Origin of the sequence: Nitrospira sp. (genome assembly GCA_024998565.1) — a bacterium.
Classification (GTDB): Bacteria; Nitrospirota; Nitrospiria; order Nitrospirales; family Nitrospiraceae; genus Nitrospira_A.
This window is the reverse complement of record JACOEM010000008.1, coordinates 224,944-243,279: the sequence shown is the minus strand read 5'-3', so window position 1 is coordinate 243,279 and position 18,336 is coordinate 224,944. Positions and strand designations below refer to the sequence as shown.

The 18,336-nt window shown below is 57.1% G+C and carries 16 protein-coding genes; 5 read left to right on the top strand and 11 right to left on the bottom strand.

The features are described 5' to 3' along the window. Positions 1-80: 80 nt before the first annotated feature. Complete coding sequence (locus H8K11_14450) at positions 81-395, bottom strand: DUF928 domain-containing protein (protein MCS6264952.1); 315 nt, start codon at positions 393-395, stop codon at positions 81-83. Positions 396-617: 222 nt separating this feature from the next. Between H8K11_14450 and H8K11_14445 the strand changes: the two genes are divergently transcribed. Further along, positions 618-824 (top strand): hypothetical protein, encoded by a 207-nt coding sequence (locus H8K11_14445; GenBank protein ID MCS6264951.1) that lies wholly within the window; start codon positions 618-620, stop codon positions 822-824. Between the two features lie 3 nt (positions 825-827). Here H8K11_14445 and H8K11_14440 read toward each other — a convergent pair whose 3' ends face one another. The 8 genes from H8K11_14440 to H8K11_14405 all read right to left on the bottom strand — a co-directional run bounded on the left by H8K11_14440 (position 828) and on the right by H8K11_14405 (position 13,956). Then, positions 828-2,216: an outer membrane protein transport protein gene (locus H8K11_14440; GenBank protein MCS6264950.1), complete on the bottom strand. Its 1,389-nt coding sequence runs from the start codon at positions 2,214-2,216 to the stop codon at positions 828-830. Between the two features lie 4 nt (positions 2,217-2,220). Further along, entirely contained in the window at positions 2,221-4,938 is a 2,718-nt protein-coding gene (locus H8K11_14435) for a response regulator (protein ID MCS6264949.1), read from the bottom strand. 144 nt (positions 4,939-5,082) lie between these two features. Continuing rightward, a complete protein-coding gene (locus H8K11_14430; protein MCS6264948.1) occupies positions 5,083-6,816 on the bottom strand; it encodes a hypothetical protein in 1,734 nt (577 codons plus the stop codon). Positions 6,817-7,162: 346 nt separating this feature from the next. Next, positions 7,163-7,678 (bottom strand): hypothetical protein, encoded by a 516-nt coding sequence (locus H8K11_14425; GenBank protein ID MCS6264947.1) that lies wholly within the window; start codon positions 7,676-7,678, stop codon positions 7,163-7,165. 69 nt (positions 7,679-7,747) lie between these two features. Then, positions 7,748-9,151 (bottom strand): radical SAM protein, encoded by a 1,404-nt coding sequence (locus H8K11_14420; protein ID MCS6264946.1) that lies wholly within the window; start codon positions 9,149-9,151, stop codon positions 7,748-7,750. Continuing rightward, positions 9,151-11,262: a universal stress protein gene (locus H8K11_14415; protein MCS6264945.1), complete on the bottom strand. Its 2,112-nt coding sequence runs from the start codon at positions 11,260-11,262 to the stop codon at positions 9,151-9,153. Before H8K11_14415 ends, H8K11_14420 begins: the two co-directional genes overlap by 1 nt. A 165-nt stretch (positions 11,263-11,427) precedes the next feature. Further along, entirely contained in the window at positions 11,428-13,083 is a 1,656-nt protein-coding gene (locus H8K11_14410; GenBank protein MCS6264944.1) for a radical SAM protein, read from the bottom strand. 96 nt (positions 13,084-13,179) lie between these two features. After that, positions 13,180-13,956, bottom strand: coding sequence for a class I SAM-dependent methyltransferase (locus tag H8K11_14405; protein MCS6264943.1), 777 nt, complete (start codon positions 13,954-13,956; stop codon positions 13,180-13,182). A 188-nt stretch (positions 13,957-14,144) separates the two neighbouring features. On the opposite strand from H8K11_14405, the gene H8K11_14400 reads away from it, so the two are divergent. The 4 genes from H8K11_14400 (at position 14,145) to H8K11_14385 (ending at position 16,636) form a co-directional block, all read left to right on the top strand. Further along, positions 14,145-14,924: a GIY-YIG nuclease family protein gene (locus tag H8K11_14400; GenBank protein ID MCS6264942.1), complete on the top strand. Its 780-nt coding sequence runs from the start codon at positions 14,145-14,147 to the stop codon at positions 14,922-14,924. Positions 14,925-14,944: 20 nt separating this feature from the next. After that, positions 14,945-15,802 carry a hypothetical protein gene (locus H8K11_14395; protein ID MCS6264941.1) on the top strand — a complete coding sequence of 286 codons (858 nt, stop codon included), beginning with the start codon at positions 14,945-14,947 and terminating at the stop codon, positions 15,800-15,802. A gap of 212 nt (positions 15,803-16,014) precedes the next feature. Further along, a complete protein-coding gene (locus H8K11_14390; GenBank protein MCS6264940.1) occupies positions 16,015-16,314 on the top strand; it encodes a nucleotidyltransferase family protein in 300 nt (99 codons plus the stop codon). Continuing rightward, positions 16,298-16,636 carry a DUF86 domain-containing protein gene (locus H8K11_14385; GenBank protein MCS6264939.1) on the top strand — a complete coding sequence of 113 codons (339 nt, stop codon included), beginning with the start codon at positions 16,298-16,300 and terminating at the stop codon, positions 16,634-16,636. Before H8K11_14390 ends, H8K11_14385 begins: the two co-directional genes overlap by 17 nt. Before the next feature lie 58 nt (positions 16,637-16,694). Here the strand turns inward: H8K11_14385 and H8K11_14380 are convergent, their stop codons facing one another. Further along, the gene (locus H8K11_14380) at positions 16,695-17,474 is read right to left on the bottom strand and encodes an MBL fold metallo-hydrolase (protein MCS6264938.1); all 780 of its coding nucleotides are present in this window, start codon (positions 17,472-17,474) and stop codon (positions 16,695-16,697) included. Beyond that, the gene (locus H8K11_14375) at positions 17,464-18,255 is read right to left on the bottom strand and encodes a hypothetical protein (GenBank protein MCS6264937.1); all 792 of its coding nucleotides are present in this window, start codon (positions 18,253-18,255) and stop codon (positions 17,464-17,466) included. The genes H8K11_14380 and H8K11_14375 overlap by 11 nt, the downstream gene beginning before the upstream one ends. Between the last annotated feature and the right edge of the window lie 81 nt (positions 18,256-18,336).

The window sequence follows — 18,336 nt, the reverse complement described above, 5'->3', positions numbered from 1 at the left end:
GCATTCTAGGGGAGATCTGAACGAACGATGATGCCCGTTCCGCTTATACTACGGGGTTGAAGTAATGCAGGAAGAGGATCTTATGTAGGCAGGTACACTCCGGACTGTTTCAAGAGGTGATGAAGCATTCGTTCCAACGACTGTTTGTCCCCCTCATAAGTTATAAGGTCGAGCAGACAGGCGATAGCGTCGTACCAGAGGCCGGATTCGGAATAACGATAGATCGCGTCACGATCGCAAGAGGTCCAGGTGCATGGCATGCCCAGCGAGCAGGCTTCACTATAGGGGATCCGTTCGATGGTTCCGCCTGCGACAATGTCCCGCGAAGGTTCATCAGGGTCCACGACCAAAGTGATGAACCATCGGTAAGATTCCTGCTCCTTGAGTTCAATCACATATTCCCGAGGCCTGGTACAGTGGATGCCTGCATGAAGAGGTGAGGGGCGACTCGCGGGCGAGATAGAGAGATGTGATTAAACAGTAGCTGGAGAGGACGGTTCAGGATCTGGCCTAGGGAAAGAGGTTGCCGCGTCTCCTGTGATGGAGGAGACGCGGCAGATGGCGTGGAGAAGGCGGTCTGATCAGCGCTGGATGGGCACGATCCAGGAGGCCGTGTCATGCGGTTGCTCATGGTCGACAACCGGCGACAGGAAACCGGCTCTCTGCCACGCCGAAAGGGCACGAGCACAGTTCGATCGACGCTGTTCGCGCGACTGCATCGACCCATGGCGATGAAGGAAGCAACCGTCATGCCGTCGATGTGTGAAGATGAAGCCCTCGCGGCACTTCAGGACGTAACGATCGAAGCCGGCAGGAACGAGTAGGGCTCAGTAATTGAACCGCAACGACAGCGAGCCGACATGAACCATACTGTCGTATCGGCCATTGACGGTGGGATTTTGGTTGCCCGCGATGGTGCGTACTTCGTACAGACCCGCTTGATAGGCGAGATCGATGGCGAACAGTTTCGGCTTCAGCGGACCAATGCCCAGTTCGCCGCAACGTACCAGTCCGAGGAATCTCCCGTTTTCATGGCAGGCCAACCCGATCCCGACGGAGGGGATGTGCGTATTGGCTGAGGGGACTCCCGGATTAAAGGTGCGATCGGGTATTTGAGCCTGCTGGTTCATGTACCCGGCCCGAAGGGCAATGTCCCAATCCGGCATTGAGGCCAGGCGAAGCCATCGGTATTCGGTGCCGATCATGACGGTGTAGGTACTCTGCCAGTTTTGAGGAAACGGCAACAGGGCGCCGTTCGTCAAATGGACATCGAGGTTCCGGTTGGATTTCCATCCGGTGTAGTCCACATCGAATTCCAATTTCCACTCTCGCTCAGACGTACGAACCGGCCAGATGCCGATGCCGCCGGAGAAGACTTGCGGCAGGACGAAGGTGGCTGAGGCATCGGCGACTGAGGCGCCGTTGGCGAGAAAGTTGCCCGTGAGATGAAAGGTGGCCTGACTGCGATAGACCATGCCGATATTGACGAGTGGTTTCCCGTCGCTGTTGCGGAAGGGTGTGTACAGGAGGCTGACGTTAAATCCTGCTGTGGTGTCACTGCCGTTGATCTCCATCAGGGAGCCGGCCGGGATGCCCAGCCCGCCGGGCCAGATGGATTTCTGCTCGAGATGGCCTTCACCGAAGAGCCCGGAGAAGGTGTAAATATCGGCGCCCAACCCGAAGGAGAGCTGATCGTTCAGTTTGTAGGCGATGGTGGGTTTGATGTCGAGCAATGGCAACGTGGTAAAGGTGATGGCCGTGCGAAACGGCCCATCGTTCGGATATCTGGTCAATGAACCGAACGGATTATTCATCCCGATACCGGCGGTGAAGTTCCCGAGCGCCGACAGTCCGAGGTCCTTGAGATTCGCGACCAAGTACACGTGGCCGGGAGGAGGCCAGGCCACGCTTCCGTTGCGATCGCCTGTCGTTTGTGCGCCGGTCGGGCTCGTGAACTGGGTGGTGCCTCCGATGAGCGTGGTTCCGAACAGGGTTTGGAACCCATGCAGCTGTGTCATGCCGGCGGGGTTGTAATGAAGCGCAGAAGGGTCATCGGCCTGGGCGACGAAGGCGTTCCCCATGGCGGCGGCAGCGGCGGACTGGCCCTGGAGCCGTGGGGTTTGTGCATGGGCGGAAGCGGCAGCGAGGACGAATCCGGCGGCCGAACACAACAGGCAGAGAAGCAGGGCGCGGCGGAATCGCTGAGCGAGAGGCATGGGGTTACCGTCCTATCGAAGACTCGGATTGACCGGAGCCGGTGATGAACCAACGATCCACGATTTGCCGCAGCCTGGCTCCATCGAAAGGCTTCAGGAGGTAATCTTGAGCGCCGGATTCCACTGCCGCCATGGCGCGATCCAGCGCCTCCACGGCCGTCATCATGACCACCGGCAACGTGGGGTGGGTGGGACGCAACTGTCGAAGGACTTCAAACCCGTCCAATTCCGGAAGGGCGATATCAAGCAACACTCCATCGACCGTCGTCTCTGCCAGCATGCGTAATGCCGCGCGACCGTCCGCCGCGGTGCAGACATGAACCTGTTCCGCTTCCAGCCGATCCCGCAGCAGGTCGCAAATGTCAGGATCGTCGTCGACGACCAACACCGTGCGGCGAACGACCGGCAGCCGGCCGGCGGTTGACGGTTCGCGCGAATGCAGGGGAAGGGTGAAGGTAAACGCCGTTCCCTGATCCACCTCGCTACGAACCGTGATGCTGCCGCCGTGCAGATCGACCAGATCTTTGACGATCGCCAGCCCGAGTCCCAATCCCTTGGTCTGGCTCCGCTCTTCTTGCTGCACGCGGAAGAACGGATCAAAGAGTTTGGGCAGTGCATCCGGAGGGATACCCTGGCCGTTATCACGGATGACGATACGAGCCATGTCGTGCGTATCGACCGAAAGCTCTACGGAGACCTGTCCTCCGTCAGGAGTGTACTTGATAGCATTATCCAATAAATTCGTCAAAATCTGGCTGAGCCGATCCTGATCCGCCCACACCAGCAGTTCGGGATCCGGACTCTGAAGTTCGATCGTGAGGTGCTTGGTGACGGCCAGGGGGAGGAGTTGTTCGATGACATCGCTCGCGAGTGCCGGAAGGCACACTTGTTCGAAGGAGAGCACGAGTTTGCCGGCCTCGACACGCGAGAGATCCAGCAGGTCGGTGATCATGCGGGCGAGTCTGGTGCCGTTGGCTTTGATGCGGGTGAGGTACTGTTCCTGCTTCATGTTGAGTGAGCCGACGAGTCCCTCGAGCATATTGTCGGCAAAGCCGACGATGCTGGTGAGGGGCGTTCGAAGCTCGTGGGACACGTGGGCAAGAAATTTCGATTTGAGCCGATCCATCTGTTTGAGTTGCGCGTTGGCGGCTTCCAGCTCTGCCGTCCGCTCGCGCACGCGGGCCTCCAGGCCGGCATTCAACGATTCGATTTCCCGATAGGCCTGGGCATTGTCCAGCGCGATGGCGACCTGACTGGCGAGGGTGACCAGGACATCGAGATCGTCCTGGGTCAGGGCTTGATTGTGTGTGCGGTCCACCGAGAGAGAGCCGATGACGGCATCTTGAGTTTTGAGGGGAACGGTAATGAACGATTTCACATTGACCATCGCGATCAATTTTTGATCGAACGGGTGCAGCCGGTCCCAGATTTCGTGAATGTTGTTCGTCAGCACGGGTTCGCCACGCAGGAACACGGTCCCTTCGACACTGTTGGGATCGGTCACGGGCACTTCCTGCGTCCGCAGAAAATCCGCGACCTCCTGCGGCATGCCGCGCACGCGAAAGTCGTGCGACACGTTCCTCGTGCGATCAAACTGCGTGATCATGGCGCGATCGTAGTGCAATTCACGGACGATCGTCTCTAACACATTGGTCAGTAGCTCTTCCCGATCGAAGGTCGAACTGAACAACAGTCCTGCGCGGTGAAGGGTCGTCAGGTCGTTGATTTTTCGGCGCAAGGTGACCGCGGTACTCTGTTGCTCGAGGTAGGCCTCGCGCAATTCCTCATGCCGTGCATCGACGACCTGCTCCTGATCCTTGATCAACCGTTGCAGCGGTTTGGCGGCTTGTCGCATGTGATTGGTGATCATCCACCACAACAGCGACGCTGGAATAGCCGCGAGCCCCAGCGCTTCCACCGTCGGCACGTCAGGCTGGCGAAGATGGAGATAGGTGAAGGTGCCTCCCGCGACGAGCATCCACATGGCGAGCGGCACGGAACTACGGACTTGGGGTGTCCATGTGAATTCCCATTCGCAATAGGGATCGCCGTTGGCGGTGCAGGAGAGGTCTCTGACCGTGGCAGCGGGTGTGCCGTGCATTTGTGTCTGTACCCGTGCGATGCTGCTCTTGCAGGAGAGGCAGATCACATCCACGCACCGCTTGCGATAGGGACCGAATTGCACAAGGGCCCGATCGGTGAAAGTCATGCGGAGGACGGCCGAACGTCTGGTCACCCGGCCGACCTCAAATTCCAACACACCCCGGACGTACTTGCTGCCGAAATAAGGCCACATTTTGTAGAGTTGTGGGGTCGAAAACGGGCGACAGAGGATTTGGATCAGGGGAGGAACTTTTCTGTCCGTTCCCACGTTGACATGAAATTGGGGATCCCCGGACAAATGTTCGCAGAACTCTCTGAGGTAGCAGACGAATTCGTAGGAGTAACTATTCCAGATATTGCGAAGCGAGTCGGGAGTGACGTGGTAGGTGCGGTCCGGAAGGCGGGCGTTGAGCAATCGGCACAGTTCATCCAGCGCCTGACTGGCGGCGTCTGAGCCGGCGGTGCGACTGAGATAATCGCACATGTAGTCCACATTGGACTGAACGATGACCCCGCTGATGTCGCAGATCTTTTCGCCTTGGTCGTTGAGGCCGAAGGGGCGAAACTCCATGAACGGTCGTTCGAGAATGGAGTGTTCTTTGGAGAGAAGGTCGGTCATACGGAAGCCGCCCGATTCGGTCGATGCCGCGTGACGGAGGAGTGCCCCGGCGGCCAGATCATAACGTACCTGTCCTCGGGAGGCGAGGCCCTCCGTGCAGCGTTGTGTCTGTCGGCGCGCGCCTGGTTCCCCGGCGGTGATCCGTTATTCAAGATCCCTGCAAGCCGGGGCATCACGGATAACCAAACGGTCGAGATCACAGGTCTTCAAGTATTCGATGATGGCCCAGCGATCAGCGACCGGTATCTCACATCCTAGGACGCCGGGTTCCGTCACCCCGGCCCCACAGTCAGCCCCTTTGAATTCATGCCCTTCCATGCTGTTGCCCGGAAGCTGAGTTTTAAACTCAAACCCTGCCAATGGATCGCGGAAGGTCGGAGAATCGTTGCATTCCGAGACGACGAACCCGACCTTCACCGGATCGAATTCCATGTTCGGACTGAGATAGAAGCAGGACGGCCGATCCTTAACCGGAGAGAGCAATGCGTAGAGGTTGGGAACAGACCCATTGTGAAGGAATGGAGCGGTTGCCCAGACGGCGAGATGCGGGCGTGCGATGTATTGGGCCTTGTCGCGCCAGGTGTTGGTGAGATGCTGGTACTCAGGGTCGCTCCCCGCGCCGTTGAGTGCCATCAGTTCCGTGGTCACCAATTGAGAAGCGTCTTTGGCCGAGAGTCGGCCCAACCCAAGACGTTCGAGATCGACGGTACGTCGGGAAAAATTCTCCAGATACAGGCTGTCGGTGCCGACTTCTTTCTGAGGGATCATCGTGACGTGCAGGCTCGGGCCGTTTGGATTCGGCGAATCGAGCTTCGTGGCGACATGGCAATGGGCGCAGAGATTCGGCAGGCCCTTGAGCTTGTGGCCGTGATACAGATCCTTCCCTCTTGCAGCCAACTCTCGATTGATCGGAGGAAAACTCGTCGGCCATCTGGGCGGGTGCAGCCGCTTCGCAAGGTCTTCCAAGGTTTTCAACGAGGCCACATCAACCGACGACCGAAAGATCTCCTGCTTTTCTGAAGGAGTGTGCGGAGAGGTTCTTGTCCAGGAGAAGAGGGCGGCATTTACCCCGATGACTTGGGCGATATTTCTGGCGAGCGGATGTTGAATGGAGCCCGCCCATTGCACCCAGTCATATTCCCATACGCCCCAAAGCGGCGGAATACTCACCGGCGCGTTGGCAGGCCTGAGGTTGTCCGGATTGAGCGGCGCGAAGACCGTATTGCCGCCACGCCCGAGCGCATCGAACCGTCCAGGCCCCCACAGTGCGGGGGAGGCATCTCTTCCGCCTCTCGCGATCAGATCCTTCATGACTCGTGAAAATTGTGTGGCTAAGGCGGTGATATTCTCCGGAGTCACCGGCTGTCCACGGCGGTGTAAGACACGAACGGCGAAGGCCTGAAATTTATCAGGCGCTTTCAGCTCACCAAGACTTTCGAGAAGTATTTGCAGGAAACGCTGGTTGTATTGGAGGGATGGCCCCCCTTCGATACGAACCGGGCTACCTCGGTAGGTAAATTGAGTCGTGTGGCAGAATGCACAGGTCAACCCAATGGTCGGCTCCGGGACGTTCGGCCCTTCGGCCTTTGCAAATCCGATCGGAAGTTTGTCGGGATGGGTCGGGTCAGGGATAATGCCGGTTCGGGCGAAATTGTTCTTCAGCGGTTCGTCTTCCAGGACGACAAACCAATCATAAGGGAGGAGTTGGGTCCCGGCGGACGTATGGTACCACTGTTGCCGGTCTTGCTCCGTCCATCCTTGAGTGTCGGAGGAACTGCCCGTGTGGGGAGGGGGCAGGTCAATCGCCTGGCAATGTACGGTCGACAATGCGAACAGGACGGCAGCAAGCGCCACGACACGTCGGGGGCAGAAACGCATGGTTCATCTCCTCATGGTGGGCGAGATTATCTGAACGGGTAATGCATATTCGATCCAGCGGTTGGTCAACGTGACGCGCCTTCACTATTCATTCGCCCATTGCGACGGCAGCGATAGGGCAAGCGCCGCACGCACCCAAGTGTTGAGAAGCAACTCATATGCCACAAGCGCGGGAAGGGTACCTGGATCGGTACACGAAAGCCATTTATTTTTTGAGCGGGATGCGTGGCGGGGGCAGGTTTGAAACCCGCCTAGTCTGGTGTGGAAAGGGAATGGGGGGCAAGCGTATGGGGTATCTGAAGAGATACGGCGCAGATGGCGAACGCAAGCTTGGGATGAAGCGATGCTACTGGTGGAGATGTTTCATGGCAGCGGCGCAGAGGATGATGAAGAAGCCCATCCAGAGCGCAGCGCGTTGAAACGGAATCGACTCGTAGTTTTCGCCTTCCTCTTCCTCGTCCTGATCCGATTTGAAAATGACGGTATAGAGGAACAGCGTGAGGAGGCACAGCACCAGGATCAGCTTGATGCAGAAAATCCAGAGGTACTTGGGATGGTTCTGCATGCCCTGGCCCGTCTGGGAGACGAAGATCTGATTGACGTAGTGGAGGTTGATGCCGCCGGTGAACAGCAGGACGACCAGCAGGATCCCCGCTACCCGCTTATAATGCTTGTAAAATGCATCGGTAATCGGGCGAACATATTCCTTGGGCAGGGCGGCTTCACGGAGCCCCGGCTTGACGGCCATCACGATGAACGCGAGCCCGCCGATCCAGATCACAGCTGAGAGGAGATGGAGCCAGTGATTGACGATCGGAATCAGCTGATTCAGATCGAGGAAGATGCTTTGTACGGAATCCATTATAGATCGGTCAGGGCGAGCAGCGAATGTAGCTGGGGCTAGCGTAGGCTCTGCGTGGCGCCCGGGTTCCTAGTCCTTCCCTCGCATATCGAAATTGAAGACCGGCGCATCGTTTCCAAAGCGCTTTTTCCGCAGCTCTTCCATCAACTCAACGGTGATCATCGCGATTCCGGTTTCCCGGGCATGGCGCTCCACGCCCTTCTTGACCATGGCTCGCAGGAAATAGGGGATTCGGCTGAGTCGAAGCGCCGAGGCCTCGTCCCATGCGATATCGGTCTCTTCCGGAGTGTTGAAGGCGACTTTGATCTTGTCTCCACCCTTGGGGGTGTACAGACACCATTGGTCTTCGTCGAGCCAGTCGCCGTGATCGACGTAGGGTCGAGCCCGACAGCCGCCGCAGATGTCCGTGTACTCGCAATCGCCGCACTTGCCCTTGAGTTGAGGGTAGCGGAAGGAGTTGAACACGTCCGAGCGTTCCCACAAGTCGACAAAACTCGTCTCGCGAACATTCCCGGCCGATAGCGGCATGTAGGGACAGGGGGTCAGTTCCCCGTTCGGAGTGACTCGTGCGTAATTCGTCCCTGCCAGGCAGCCTCCGCCCATATATCCGGTGGCTTTGGTCAGAGGGGAATTGGGATCTTTTTCGTAGGCCAGTCGCTTGAAATGCGGAGCGCAACGGGCGCGTACCAGCATGTCTTTGTACTGGTCCTGGCAATCCACGAGATAGCCCAGCACTTCTTCGTATTGTTGGGGTGTGATGTCCGTCAGTTCTTCGCCGCGTCCGGTGCAGACCATGAAGAACACGTTCAGGACCCGTGCGCCAAGGGTATGGGCCCATTCCACGACTGCAGGCAATTCCTGATAGTTCATGGGCTGCGCGCTGAAGTGAACCTGGAATTGCAGACCGTTGCGTTTGCAAGCCTCGATGCCGGCCAATGCGCTGACAAAGGCACCGGGAACGCCGCGGAACTTGTCGTGCTTGTCCGGATCAAGCGAGTCGATGCTGATGCCGACGCCCATGACGCCGATCTCGACCAGCGTTTTAGCCATGCGATCGTTGATCAACATGCCATTGGTACCGAACACGACGATGAAGCCGAGTCCAACGGCATGGCGGGCGATGTCCAGGATGTCGGGACGTACCAGCGGCTCTCCACCGGTGATCACGAGGAGGCATCCCTTGTTCACCTCGGCAATTTGATCGATGAGCCGGAAGCATTCTTCCGTACTGAGCTCATCCGACCCGCCGCCGGCTTTGGTCGTAGCATCGAGATAACAGTGATCACACTTGAGGTTGCAGCGCTTGGTGAGGTTCAGCGCGACGAGATACGGTTTGAAGTCATCGACCGTGCGACCGTCGTTCGGCGCAGCCGAAGGAGAGGTCGGGGAGATGAACTTCGAGATTTGCTGCTGGAGAGACTCCAGCTTATCTCCAAGGAACGGGAAATTGAGAACCGGCAGTGACTTTCCCATCACCGGTTCGCTCCGGTTTTGCTGGAGGAGCCGGTCAAGTTGGCGATCATATCTTTCAGATTGCCGGTCTTCATGGCATCGGCCATGTAGCCCTTCGCCTGCTCAATTCCCTCAGTCGCCACTTCCAGGGTGATGACCGTCGTGCCGATTTTGTCGGCATGTTTTTCGATCAGGGCCTTGGTGCATTCCCGCATGAACCCTTCCGGTGCGCGATCCAAACGACCCTGAGCATCCGGCGTCCAGGTATAGGGCGACAGGGTTTCCTGAGGAGCCGGAGCCGGTTCTTCGCCATGGCCGTTCTTGGCATGAGCCTCGGTTCCGTTGGTTTCGGCTGCCGCAGGCGATTGTTGAGCCGTGGTTCCCGTACCCTTGTTTGCAAAGATGGGCGTATAGTCTTCAGCTGCCGCTTCTTGAATCATCGGACCGGCATATTCCAGCGTAATTGTGGTCATGCCGAGCTTGCGGGCGCTCTTCTCGATCTTCGCTTTGGCGCGACGGCGTTGGAACCCGGCCGGTACGGCGCGAATCGCTTCCTTCGCATCCTTGGTCCACTGCATCGGGATATCGTCATAGGCCACATCGGTCTCAAGCCCACCTTCGGCCTTGGCAGCTGCTTCGAAGATGGTCTTGTCGACTTGCTTGAAGCGGTCCCCTTCGGCGCTGCACACCGGGCACTTCACCGGGGTGTCGCCCTTTCCGATATATCCGCATCCGTCGCAGACAAAGTAGTTCTGGCTCATCCGATCCAGGTAGGCCTGCGTGCCGGGGCTATGAGCCGGCTTTTCCTCCACAACTTGGGTCATCATTCCGCTCAGCGTGGAGCCCATCAGGTCCTGGGCGACTGAATCGTCGGCCTGCATCTTGTCGCGATCGATTCCGGCGGCGTCCAGATTTCCGCCTAAGGCCCGCATCGCGTCCATCGCTCCCTTGGGGAGAATATGGCCGACGGCAGAGTCGACGACCGTATTGCTGATGATCGTGTGGCCCTTCTCAATGGCATACCGGTGAATGGCGGTCTTGGCGACTCCGCGGGCAAACACGGGAATTCGCTCCATCCGGCGCAAGGCTTCTTCGGTCCAGGCGATAGTGTATTCCGCCTGCGTATCGATCGGCGGCACATACTTCCGATTCGATACCAGGATGTTGCAGGACGCGGAGCGGAGCAGATTTTCCGTGTTGCTGCCGATATCCATATCCTCGTCGCTGTGGACGCCGATGCGACCCACGATGAGGAGCCACGGATTTTCCTTCCGCACGTATTGAATGATCTTCTCGAAGGCCTTCCCGTCCAGGAGGGTCGTTTTCACATCGGTCTGCTCGGCCTGGGCGATCTCGCGGGAGATATCCAGGTGCGACTGATAAATCTTTGCCAGACCGCTGTCGATGACCTCTTCATGCAGCTTCTCCTGCTCCTTGAAGCGGAAGACCTTGCCGGCTTCTTCGTTGAGGACGCCGGAAATGCTGTGGAACGCCGCGTAATGGAAGTAGGGATCGAAGGCGGAGATGGCTTCGACCGGCACATTAAACGCTTTGCCTAACGCCAAACCGGTCATGAGTCCGCCGAAGGAGTACGGACTACCGTCCACGGCCACGACGATCTTGCCGGTGCCGACCGGAGTCGGCTGCTTGATGATCAACATGTCGGAGTTGCGTACGCGTCGTAGGACCCGCTCGGTGTTGCTGCCGATCACGCTGTCCTTGACCGCTCCGACGCCCAAGGCACCCATGATGACGAGATCATAGGCATTGGTATTGATGTCTTCTGCCAGCACTTTCCAATTGCGTCCTTCTAAGGAACGGCGCTCGACAGGCAGGTTTGCTTCGTTGCACTTTTTATCCACGTAGTCGAGGTAGGAATCCGTGATGATCTGGAGTCCGCGGGTAATCAGCGAATCGTGGATCTGGCGCTGGCGATCGAGTTCCTTCTCGTCGTGATATTCCTCGGGAAGGCCGGCCTCCATCTGCTTGAAACGCTTATCGTGCATCTTGGCTGCGTAGACGTGGCTACCCACAATCTTCGAGCCGTAGGTTTTCGCCAATTCGACTCCAACGTCGACGGCTGTATTGGAATGGTCGGAATTATCGACCGGGATATAAATGGTCTTGTACATCGAGACGCCTCCTAGGCAAACACTCTACAGGGGGATGAGATCAGAGAACCGCCGAGAATTCAAACGGTTGAATGGAACTTTACCCCAAAAGAAGCGGCATGATAGCACCGTGTTCTCGGGGAATGCAAGCAAACCGAGGGGCGTGCATGGGCCTGTGAATAAGGTCTAACTCATTGGACTCACAGCCGTCTTTTCCGTCTTGGCGGTGGTCGGCTGAGCGGGGCGACGTGAGCGAAGTATCTCCTCCAGGGTCAGCAGCGCTTCCCTTCCGGAGTTGTTCTGAATGCCGCGAATGAGATTCGCATCGGCATAGCGGGCCGTGTCAGGCTTCGGACCGGAGGGGGTCGTTTGAGAAGCGGTTTGGGAGAGGGATCCGGTCCAGGCTCGGGGATCGCGGCTTCCTTCTTTTCGTTCCCATGCGGCGAGGCAGGCCTTCGCGATGAGTTTGTTCAACGGTGCCGGATTATAGAGGAGTTTGCGAATGCTCGTCGGCGTCAGCATCAGTGGGTTGTACCCGGCCGAGAGATAGCCTTCTTCGAGGAGCCGGTGTTCCAGGTCTGTATTGGGTTGGATCCCCAGGAAGAACATCAGAGGGAACACGCGCTCCTCACCTAGGATCGACGCGACCTTCTTGTAGGACTCGACGCTCTGGAGCAGGCTTTCTTCCGTCTCCTTCGGGGAGTTCAGTGAATAGTTGAGGATGACCTTGCCCTTGAAGCCGGCTTCCGCCAGGTACCGGCACCCGTCGTAGAGCCGTTCAAGCTTGAAGCCCATGTGCAGGTTATTCAACACTTCCTGGGATCCGGAGGTGATGGCGACTTCCAGATCTCCGACACCCGATCGCACCATCAGCTTGGCCAGCTCCGGTGTGATCAACGAGGTGCGGATGTAACCGGACCACTCGATCTCCAGTTGTTCACTCACAATCCGTTCTAGGATTTCCGTGCACTGGGGATAGGCTTCCTTTCCCGTAATAAACTGGGCATCGGTAAACCAGAAACGCCGGGCACCCCACTGATGATAGTGCTGGGAGATATCCTTGACGACCATTTCCGGCGGCCGGTATCGCACGCGTTTGCCTTCAATATAAGGATATAGGCAGAAGGCACAGTCGTACGGGCAGCCCCGTTTCGTCTGCACGCCGATCGATTCATCCATGTAGGAGGCGTGCTGCGGGAAAATGGAGGTGAGATAAGGCAGATCGACGGTTAAGGCATCGAGCAGCGCCGGTGAACCCTGATTGCCCTTGCGTATCTGTTTCCCCTCGCGAACGATGTAGCGCTCGTTTTCCAGCGATTCGCCGTTAACCACCTTCAGGATCGCGTCTTCCCCTTCGCCTAAAATGCCGATGGTCCCTTCCGGCAGCTTTTCGATCAACTGGTCGGCAAAGGCCGTAAAGGCGCCGCCACCGATCATGATCTGCGTGTTAGGGAATTCCTTCCGGATCAGCCAGGGGTACGACAGGTTGGCGCGAATGTGGCTGTAGTAGCGATAGAGCTGCTTCAGCCCGGCGAACGACGCCGCCACCCGCTTGATGGGGTTCCCGGCGAAATAGAAATTGAAGGCATGTTCCAGCGAGGCATCGCCTTCATGGGGGGAGAAAATCTGAATGTCCCGCCATGAAAAGCAGACGAGGTCCGGCTTGAAGTCAAGTGCCGCATCCCGAATCGCCTGGCTACGCTGTGACTCTGAAAACAACGAGAGGTCGAGAATGCGTTGCCGCACCTCCGGTTTCCGGCGATGGATGAAGTCGGCCAGATAGGTGACCCCGATCGGGTAGACCTTCTTGCAGGGGAGAAAAATATAGAGAATGGATTCCATGGAGCGAAGAGCTTATAGCGTATGGCAAATAGCTGATGGCATTAAATCGTGGGTACTCTGAACTATACGCTATACGCCATTAGCCATCGGCTCCTTCTATTTGGTGGCTACGTGGATGGCGACAATGCCCCCGGTGAGGTTCCGGTACTCCACCTGGCGAAATCCGGCTTCGCGTAGCAGGGTGGCCAGCCGCTCCTGATCGGGAAAGGTGCGGATCGACGCCGGGAGGTATTCGTAGACCCCAGTCCGGTCTCGTGCGACCTTGGTGCCGATCCAGGGAAGTAGACGAAACGAATACCAATCATAGAGGCCGCGCAGCCAGCCATAGGCCGGTCGTGAAAACTCCAGGCAGACGAATCGACCGCCCGGCCGTAGCACCCGACGGATTTCCGTGAACGCCTGCGTCAGGTTGCCCACGTTGCGCATGCAGAAGCCGGTGGTCACGGCATGGAAGGTCTCATCAGGGAAGCCCAGCTGCTCGGCATTGGCCTGCAGGCAGGTAATCCGGTCGCGGAGCCCGCGTCCGGTGACTTTCCTCAGTCCTTCCGCCAACATCGCATGGTTCAAATCGGAGGCGATGACGTGGCCCTGTTCGCCCATTTTGGGTTCAATCAAGAGGGCGAGATCCGCCGTGCCGGCGCCGATATCAAGTGCGCGTCCGTTCGTCACGGTGGGCACATACGAAGCCGTGAGGCGCTTCCAATGGTGATGGAGGCCGAAACTCAGCAGGGTGTTGTTGAGATCATAGACGCCCGCGATCGCGGTGAACATCCGTTGGACGGCCTGTTCACGCGCCTGCCCGGACCACGTTGAGACGGCCTTTGCCGCCCCTTCCGGCTGATCATGTATGGAAGATCGTTCCGCCCGCACCATGGGAGGGTGGTAGCACCCGCTTTTGCCTGTTGTCAAGGTCGGCGGCAGGGTAGTGGATGAGGAGAAGGAGGCTTGCAACAAATACCGAAATGAAAGAAATTGTCGACTCTGAGGCCAAAAAAGATGGTAAGCCTGAAGCACAGAGTTGAACAAGACCAAGCTGGGTGCGACATCTGGAGTCATGCATTGTGAAAGGCTGGGTCTACATCATCTCCAACCAAGCTATGCCTGAGGTGGTCAAGGTTGGGTTTTCCACTAAAGACCCAGATCTGAGGGCATCCGAGCTCAAACACACAGGAGCTCCGCATCCTTACGTTGTTGATTACGAAGTCTTGGTTGAGCAGCCGAGGGTGGTGGAGCAGCAAGTTCACAGAGAACTTTCTGAATACCGTGAGGGGAGGGAGTGGTTTCGATGTACTCCTGAGTTCGCAATTTCGGCAATTCAGCGAATTGTGGGAGATAGGGCGATCCTTGAGTCCTTTAAGCGTGCTGATCGTCAAAAGGCCGAACAATTCCGTCGACAACAAGACGAGGAACGGAGGAATCAAGAGCGTACCGAGGTTATGTGGCAAGATCGGGAACAGCAGATTTCGGCTACATACGAACAACGATTGCAACAGGCGTTTCCGGAACAGTCAGCTTGGGGCTACATCACTGCAGGAATGGTGGTTTCTCTGTTTGTCTTGGCCGGGTTTGCTCCGAAACTTTCGGATAGTGCGACTGCCTTCTGGTCCCTCGTCGTTGGCACCATAGGAGGGCTAATGGGTAGGACATGGCATCGGGACTATCAGAGATCTTCTGATGGCTATCGTGCAATCCTGAAGCAGCGAGACGAAGAACTCTCAGCAGTCAGGAGTTATCTCGTGGTTTCTTGCCAGAAGTGTGGCCAGAACCTTCGAATCCCGAGAGGGAAAAAGTTAATGGTTAAATGTCCGGCTTGCCGGACAGAGTTTTCTCACCAAAGCTGAGTATCCAATGGGCCTGGTGCATGATTAAGGTTACTGTAGAGAACGGTTCAGTGCTTTGCGTTGCCGAATTGAACGGTCGATTCGGGGTGTATCTGGACACTGACTCACTGATCGACCTTGCCAAGGGATCAGAATGTCGTCGACAACGGTTTCTGCGCGCCCTTCGGGAGGGAGGCGATCTCCTATTTTCTTTGACCAATGCTCTAGAAATAGCTGGAACTGCAGGAGACACCGCAGCAGCGATCAGGAATTTTCTTGATGGGGTAGGGCCGCATTGGACTCCGTTGGAGCTGAACCCTTGGAAAGTTGTCCGGCGAGAAGCTGCCGGAATTTCCGACCAAGCTGCGGTTTCCGAAACTTTCATGGAGGCATACTTTCGCGAGCGCACCTATGATCTCTCACCGGAGGGCCGCACAGTCTTGAACTTGTCTGCCGACTCGTTTTTTCGTTTAGGCTCGGTGCTGGACTGGGTACAGGAACATCGTGATGATATTCGCCGCAATGCGGTCGAGATAGATCGCATGTTTTGCAGCCTTCTGAAACAGCTTCGCGACGACTACGATAAGAATCCGTCAGCGCTAGCCCGTGAAGCCCCATCTTTGCCCCTTGACCATCGGCGACCGGCAACGTTCGTTCTGACCCAGCTTCTCCGCATGCTCGTTCTCCAAGCAAAAGCATTTCAATGCAAGAAAAACGATGGGTTGGACTTTTGCCATGCGGTGTTGGCCTCTGCCTATGGCAGCCTGATCACGCTGGATAAACACTGGAAGCGGCGTGTGGAGAACCTCCCCTGGCAGGGCCATCGGCCGAAGGTGTATTACCGACCTCAGGTTGACGAACTGGTTGATGAGCTTGAGGCGGTGACTGCATTGCGGTGATCGAACAAATAAGTCGGTCTTTATTTGAACAGCCCGCCCCTTATCAGCCATTCCATCATCAAAAGGGACGCGTGATCACTATCTGAAGAACATCAATATCGAGATCCCTGGCAAGAAGTGGTTGTGTTGATTCAGGATTAGGCTTTCTCTAAGGAGCGGTTCGCCGCTACAATGAAGCTCACTTAGTTGATGTTGAAGATACGAGGCCAGGCATGAAGACCACACGGGATGAAGTGCTGAAAGTACTGGAAGCGAATCGCCACGCCCTCCATGCCTACGGTGTCCGAAGCCTGGGTTTGTTCGGGTCCGTCGCCCGTGGGGATGCCACGTCAGCAAGCGATCTTGATTTCGTCGTTCAGTTCGACAAGAAATCCTTCGATGGATATATGAACGTGAAGGCCTTTCTGGAGAGTCTTTTCGGGTGTCGCGTAGATCTGGTGCTTGAGAGCACAATTAAGCCTCGGCTGCGAGGAGCGATCTTACGAGAGGCAGTTCATGCCGCGGGATTATAAAGTTTACGCTGATGACATCATTGGGGCGATCGAGAAGATTAAGCGATTTACGGTGGGCCTTGATCGGGAAACGTTTTCTCAGGACGAGAAGACGTTCGATGCGGTGATTCGTAATCTCGAAGTAATCGGTGAGGCGGTCAAGAAGATTCCAGAAGAAGTCCGAACCCGCTACCCTTTAGTGGAATGGAAGAAAATTGCGGGTGTCAGAGACATTCTTGTTCATGAATACTTCGGAATCGATGTCGAGATTGTCTGGGATATTCTCCAGCAGAAGCTGTCTCCACTGGAACGTCAGATGAGACAGATTTTGGCAGACCACTGAAATTCAACCCTCTGTGCACCGATCTCAGCTTTCGCTGAGATCGGTGCGCTATTCGCGATCAGGCCGCCGCGCACGTGTCGGTCTTGGCGGCACTGTCCTTCCACTGACCCACTTCCAGGCTGTCCAGCCAGTTCAGCAGCTTGCCGACCATCTCGCCTTCGAAGATCGAGCCGTGCTGCGGACAGATCATGCGGGGCTTGATGGCGCGGACCCGTTGTGTCCACCCGCGCAGGGCGACGGTGGACGGCATCCAGCGCAGGTGAAACCCGCGCATATATTGGACGTGCTGCTCGAAATCGGTGACGACCAGGCTGGCATGGTGATCCGGGACCAGGGCGCCGCCGATGTCCCCTGAGAACAGGATACCCGCAGTCGGATCGTAGAGAGAAAAATTGCCTGAGGAGTGGCAGTAGTGGGCCGGAACGGCTTCAACTTCCGGTCCTTGATCGCCGATCCTGATGCGCATCCCCTGGTCGGGAATCGGGTTCAACGTGATGACCTCGCCGGTGCTGAAATGGCTGACAAATCCTGTCCAGAGCCAGGAGCAATAGGTCTTGATCGCGGGGTTCAGATCCAGCCACATGGCCAGCGACGAACAGATATCCGGGTCCTGGTGGCTGGCAAAGATGACGCGGATGTCCTGCATGCGCACATATTTGGCGAGTTCCGAGAGGACTTGGGGGAAGATCTGAATGCCGCCCGGGTCCAGCAGCATGGCATGGCCGCGATTGATGATCACGTACTCATTCGTATCGATGACGTGACTGTCCTTTTCGGGATCGCGGCCGATCACGATCCACTGGTGTCCGTCCTGGTTATACAAGACTTTACTTTGCATAGGTGTGCCCTTTCAGCAGCAGTTCTAAGAGCTCCTGCCCGTGCTCGATGGCTTCTTTCATGGAGCGGGTTTTCGCATCCAGATCGTCCACGACATGGGTAATTTCCGTTGCCAGGTTCTTGAAGTTGGCTTCTGCTTCGGCCAATCCGGCCGCTTCCGAGGAGATACAGAAGGCCATATAGCGCGCGGTAAGTCCGATCGTTTTCAGCCCGCCTAGGGCCTGCTGGGTTTCACCCAGACAGCGCAGCGCCTCTTTGAGCCGCTCATGCAGTTCGGTGAGGTTGGTCTGGCACAGGTTGACGATGTAAGCACGATTGTCACGTTCGAGTGCCCCGGCGTCCGCAAAGGCCGGATGGTGCATCAACTGCGTCACATCCGCCGCCGTGGTAAACCGGAGGTGAGACAAAGTCTCCAGATGTTTCGAGGCTGCGGTCGGTTGCGCATGCGCCATCGCCGAGAGGAGGCTCGCAATCAATTGGTGGTAGCGCCAGACAATATTCGAACTGCTGGCGGTGACCTTGGCCAGTCCCGCACAGAGATGCTCCAGGGCTTCCACTTCCGGCCGGATTTCTTTGGGGGTGTTGTTGAGGATTTCGACCAGTGCCAGCATGGGCCGGCCTTTTCCACCGGGGATTTTGGCCGCTTGGACCACGCCGTTATTGGCAAGAATTTGCATGGACAGCGACAGCTGCTGGAGAGAGCGGCCGACGTTGAGGATATCGACCGTAATCCCGAACAGTTGATTGATGTTCCGCTTAAAGAGGCTCAGCACGTCATGCATAGCGGCCGTCGAAATCGTGGGTGGTTGTGGGTCGGGGTGAAGGCTCCCGCAGTTCCCTATCGGCACATCTCTGGAAAACTG

What these genes read in the sequence shown, in the direction of transcription:
- H8K11_14390 (MCS6264940.1), top strand. Translation starts at nt 16,015, where the DNA reads ATGAAGACCACACGGGATGAAGTGCTGAAAGTACTGGAAGCGAATCGC.
- H8K11_14380 (MCS6264938.1), bottom strand. Translation starts at nt 17,474, where the DNA reads ATGCAAAGTAAAGTCTTGTATAACCAGGACGGACACCAGTGGATCGTG.
- H8K11_14410 (MCS6264944.1), bottom strand. Translation starts at nt 13,083, where the DNA reads ATGGAATCCATTCTCTATATTTTTCTCCCCTGCAAGAAGGTCTACCCG.
- H8K11_14445 (MCS6264951.1), top strand. Translation starts at nt 618, where the DNA reads ATGCGGTTGCTCATGGTCGACAACCGGCGACAGGAAACCGGCTCTCTG.
- H8K11_14375 (MCS6264937.1), bottom strand. Translation starts at nt 18,255, where the DNA reads ATGCATGACGTGCTGAGCCTCTTTAAGCGGAACATCAATCAACTGTTC.
- H8K11_14420 (MCS6264946.1), bottom strand. Translation starts at nt 9,151, where the DNA reads ATGGGAAAGTCACTGCCGGTTCTCAATTTCCCGTTCCTTGGAGATAAG.
- H8K11_14415 (MCS6264945.1), bottom strand. Translation starts at nt 11,262, where the DNA reads ATGTACAAGACCATTTATATCCCGGTCGATAATTCCGACCATTCCAAT.
- H8K11_14435 (MCS6264949.1), bottom strand. Translation starts at nt 4,938, where the DNA reads ATGACCGACCTTCTCTCCAAAGAACACTCCATTCTCGAACGACCGTTC.
- H8K11_14425 (MCS6264947.1), bottom strand. Translation starts at nt 7,678, where the DNA reads ATGGATTCCGTACAAAGCATCTTCCTCGATCTGAATCAGCTGATTCCG.
- H8K11_14405 (MCS6264943.1), bottom strand. Translation starts at nt 13,956, where the DNA reads ATGGTGCGGGCGGAACGATCTTCCATACATGATCAGCCGGAAGGGGCG.
- H8K11_14385 (MCS6264939.1), top strand. Translation starts at nt 16,298, where the DNA reads ATGCCGCGGGATTATAAAGTTTACGCTGATGACATCATTGGGGCGATC.
- H8K11_14440 (MCS6264950.1), bottom strand. Translation starts at nt 2,216, where the DNA reads ATGCCTCTCGCTCAGCGATTCCGCCGCGCCCTGCTTCTCTGCCTGTTG.
- H8K11_14395 (MCS6264941.1), top strand. Translation starts at nt 14,945, where the DNA reads ATGATTAAGGTTACTGTAGAGAACGGTTCAGTGCTTTGCGTTGCCGAA.
- H8K11_14430 (MCS6264948.1), bottom strand. Translation starts at nt 6,816, where the DNA reads ATGCGTTTCTGCCCCCGACGTGTCGTGGCGCTTGCTGCCGTCCTGTTC.